The organism is Mesorhizobium sp. M7A.F.Ca.CA.001.08.2.1, assembly GCF_003998455.1.
GTDB lineage: Bacteria > Pseudomonadota > Alphaproteobacteria > Rhizobiales > Rhizobiaceae > Mesorhizobium > Mesorhizobium ciceri.
The window spans coordinates 1-3,695 of record NZ_RZPW01000638.1; the positions used below are offsets into that span (position 1 = coordinate 1).

The window sequence follows — 3,695 nt, forward strand, 5'->3', positions numbered from 1 at the left end:
AGGCTGAAGAGCTCGGGGATTTCAGCGTCGTTACCTTCCGTGTCGGCGTCCTCGACGCGGATGACCCGGTAGATTTCGAAGTCACGCGCCCGCGTCCGGTCCGCATGCAACACCTGGCGCGTCTTGCGTTCATCGACTTCGACGACGTTGCACTCGCGTTCGAACAGATTGATGATCGGTGTCGCGAAAAGTTCGAAGTCCGCCGGCGTCAGATCGGCCAGCTCGGGAACCGTGCGTTTGAACAGGAAAATGATCTCGAGTCCGGCCGCGCATTGGCGCACGACAGGCTGCAATCCCAAAACCCGTGCATAGTGAAAACGCTCGGGCATCATGAAGTATTCGCGCAGCAACCGGTATCCTTCGAATGTCGGGCGGGTGCGCGGCATCAAGGCCTCGTCGTCGCTGATGCCGATCATCTCGGGTGCCGGCAACGGCGACAGCGGGTTGGTCTTGCCTTCCGGTCGCGCTGCTGTGGCCGCGCAGGCGCCGAAAATCGCATCGAACAGTAGCGGCGCCTTGGTGCGTCCGGCAAAATAGAGGTCAAGCCGGTCGAGAGCCAGTTCGTCGAGCTTGCCTTTTCCGGTCCTGGCCAGCGTGAGGCGGAGCGCCGACTCGCCGCTGACACCGCCGATCGGTCCTATGCCAGCCATCGCCATCGCACTGCGGTCCTGAAAAAAGCTGACCGAAGTGACCGCGATCGGCCATAGAGTCATTTCCTGGGCGGTTGAGAAAATGCAGCGCGTTGACAGGCCTGGCTGCAGGCTGGAAACCAGCCGTGTGTTGCGCTTGACGACGTGGCCGGCCAGCATGGTCTGGACCTGCTGGCCGGGTTTCAGCACCGCCATCGCCGTTGCCGGCGCCGGCGTGACCAGATCGGGATAGAGAACGTCGAGCACACTGCGGGAAAATCGCGAGCGCTCGGCATCGACCTTTAGCCGGGTGCGCGCGGCCAGGAAGGCTACGCCATCGAGCAGGCGCTCGACATATGGGTCCGGACACGGCACCGTATCGAGGGAAAGGTTGCGCGCCACCGCCGGATGCATGTCTGCGAATTCCGATGCAAGAGCGCGGATATGGCTCAGTTCCTCCTCGTAATATTCGACGAAGACCCGATCCATCTCAGGCCTCCCCAATTTCGGTCCGCGCCAAACCGTTGTCGAGATTGATCGTGGTGCGCAGGCGCATGCGTTCGGGAGTCGGGGTCATGATCAGAACGGCGTCTATCTCGATCTTCAGGCCGACGGTGTTGTCGCCAAGCGTGACCGTTACCTTTGTTGCGCTTTCCTTCAGGCGGGGCTCGAAGGTCGCGAGCACCATGCGGATCTCACGTGCCAACACCTCGCGATCGAAGTCGCGCGACGAGCGGCCCGAGAAGGAGGGCACGCCGTAATTGACCACGCTGCGGCGGACCTCCGGGAAATCGGCAAGCGAAGGGGGATTGTCCGCAACCTGTTCATTTTCCAGGTCGGAAAGAAGCGGCGTCGCCTCGAAGCGCTCTGTGTTGAAGAGCGCCTCGATGTCACGCCGTACCGCTTCCCTGAGCACGCGCGCCGATACCACCACGCCACGGCTTTCGATTTCGACGCGGTGCTGGGTCTGAACGGCCAACCGATGCAGACGGCGTTTCTGATCCGGTGTCAGTACCACATCGGCGTCGATGGCACGCGTGCTGCCGGCAACGAGTGTGTCGAGACGGTCCGCGCCAAGCTCGTCGAGCAGGACATGGCGCAGCCCGTCTATTTCCGAGGTCAGGCCCGGCAGATCATTGACGAGACGATCCCAAAGCGACGGCTGGACGGCTTCGCTTTTCGCCCGCAAGCTGCCAGTGGTCTGCTGCATGCCCGCGCCGGGTCGCCGAACCTCACTTGCCGACATAGACATCCATTTCGGCTTCATCATTGCCGTCATAGACGAATTTGATCTTCTTGTAGGCGAAGCTGACCTCTTCCTGGATCAGGTCTTCCTCATCCTCGGCTTGCGACATGTCGTATTCCATGATCGAGGCGTCGGTGAGGGTAACGACCAGGTAATCCTTGGTCTCGCCATCGATGGTCCGGCGGGCCGAGAACACCACCTCATCAAGGGCCTTGTTTTCGAACAAAGCCTTTTTCAGATAGGGCGATGATTTGTCGTAGTGCTTGGTGAATTTGATCATCCCCATAGAGACGCGGCCACGGCGTGACAGCGAATTGGGATCATAAGGTGCGACCATCTTGTAGTCGACGCCATGGATTTCAATCTCGTCATCGTGGCCGTCGCGGGTGCTGGGGCCTTTGATATCGGGAACCTTCAGGAAGCCATCAATCTTCGTAGTCGGCATTGTGTTTCTCCACCGCTTTCAAAAAACCAGGTTGTCGTTGCTGCGATCAAGTCTTAACGGACGGTAGTTCCGAGACCAGTCGGAGCGACGCATTGATGCCCTCCAGCTGGTAATGCGGGCGCAGATAGAAGCGGGCATTATAATAGCCCGGCCGCCCCTCCACGCTGTCCACCTGGACCTCGGCGGCGGCAAGCGGGCGCTTGGCGCGCGCCTTGTCGTCGGCAAAGGCCGGGTTGGCCAGCACGTATCGATTGATCCACTCGGTCAACCAGATCTGCATGTCGGCGCGCTCCTTGAACGAGCCGACCTTGTCGCGCGCGATCGCCTTGAGGTAGTGCGCAAAGCGCGAGACCGGGAACAGGTAGGGCAGGTTGGCGCTCAGCCGCTCGTTCGACTGTGCATCGGGGTCGACCAGCCGCCCCGCCCGCGTTTCGTCGTCCTGCAGCGAGTGTGCTCCGATGAAGGCCGCGAGATCGGTATTCTTCCGGTGCAGGATGGGCATCAAGCCAAGCTTGGCCAGTTCCGCCTCGCGCCGGTCGTCGATGGCGACTTCCGTGGGACATTTCATCGCGATCGAGCCATCATCGGTCGGGAAGCTATGCACCGGCAGGTTGAGCACCGTGCCACCATTCTCGACGCCGCGGATCTGCGTGCCCCAGCCGAAAAGCTTGTGACTGCGGTTGATGTTGACGCCCATCGGGAAGGCGGCGTTCATCCAGACATATTTGTTGTGATCGCCCTCCACCTCTTCCTCGAAGGTGAAACCCTTCACCGGAACGGTATCGGTGCCGTAGGGCAGCCGCGCCAGGACGCGGGGCATGGTCAGGCCGATGTAGCGAGCGTCCTCACTCTCGCGCAACGACTGCCACGAGGCATAGGCGGGGTTGGAGACGATCTGCTGCAGGTCTTGCGGGTTCGGCAGTTCCTGCCAGCTGTCCATGCGAAATAGGCGCGGCGAAGCGGCCGCGATAAACGGCGTATGCGCGGAAGCGCAGATGCCGGAGATGTTGCGCAGCAGGCCGACGTCACGTGGGTGATTGGAGAACTCGTAGGCGCCGATCACGCAGCCGATTGGTTCGCCGCCAAGCATCGAATACTCGTCTGTGTAGACTTTCTTGAAGATCGGGCTCTGGTCCCACATCTGACCTTCATAGTCTTCAAGCGTATCGGCCAGCTGCTCTTTGGAGATGTTCATCACCCGGATCTTCAGCTTCTGATCCGTCTCGGTGTTGTTGACGAGATACCACAGCCCTCGCCATGTGCCTTCCATCTCACGCACTTCCGGCGCGTGCAGGATTTCGTTGACCTGTGTCGTCAGCATCTTGTCAATGCCGGCGATCAGCGACTTGATCGATTTGATGGCATTGGAAGAGAT

At 60.6% G+C, this 3,695-nt stretch carries 4 protein-coding genes; all 4 read right to left on the reverse strand.

Translation table 11 applies throughout. The features are described 5' to 3' along the window. Nucleotides 1–1,118: type VI secretion system baseplate subunit TssF (gene tssF, locus EN914_RS28000; RefSeq protein WP_127389396.1), on the reverse strand; the 1,118-nt coding region annotated here is incomplete at its 3' end. Between the two features lies 1 nt (nucleotide 1,119). Beyond that, on the reverse strand, nucleotides 1,120–1,875 hold the full coding sequence (gene tssE, locus EN914_RS28005) for a type VI secretion system baseplate subunit TssE (RefSeq protein WP_013525306.1): 756 nt from the start codon (nucleotides 1,873–1,875) through the stop codon (nucleotides 1,120–1,122). Next, nucleotides 1,862–2,320 carry an Hcp family type VI secretion system effector gene (locus EN914_RS28010; RefSeq protein WP_013525307.1) on the reverse strand — a complete coding sequence of 153 codons (459 nt, stop codon included), beginning with the start codon at nucleotides 2,318–2,320 and terminating at the stop codon, nucleotides 1,862–1,864. The genes tssE and EN914_RS28010 overlap by 14 nt, the downstream gene beginning before the upstream one ends. Nucleotides 2,321–2,366: 46 nt before the next feature. Beyond that, the coding region (gene tssC, locus EN914_RS28015) for a type VI secretion system contractile sheath large subunit (protein ID WP_127389397.1) at nucleotides 2,367–3,695 on the reverse strand (1,329 nt) is incomplete at its 5' end.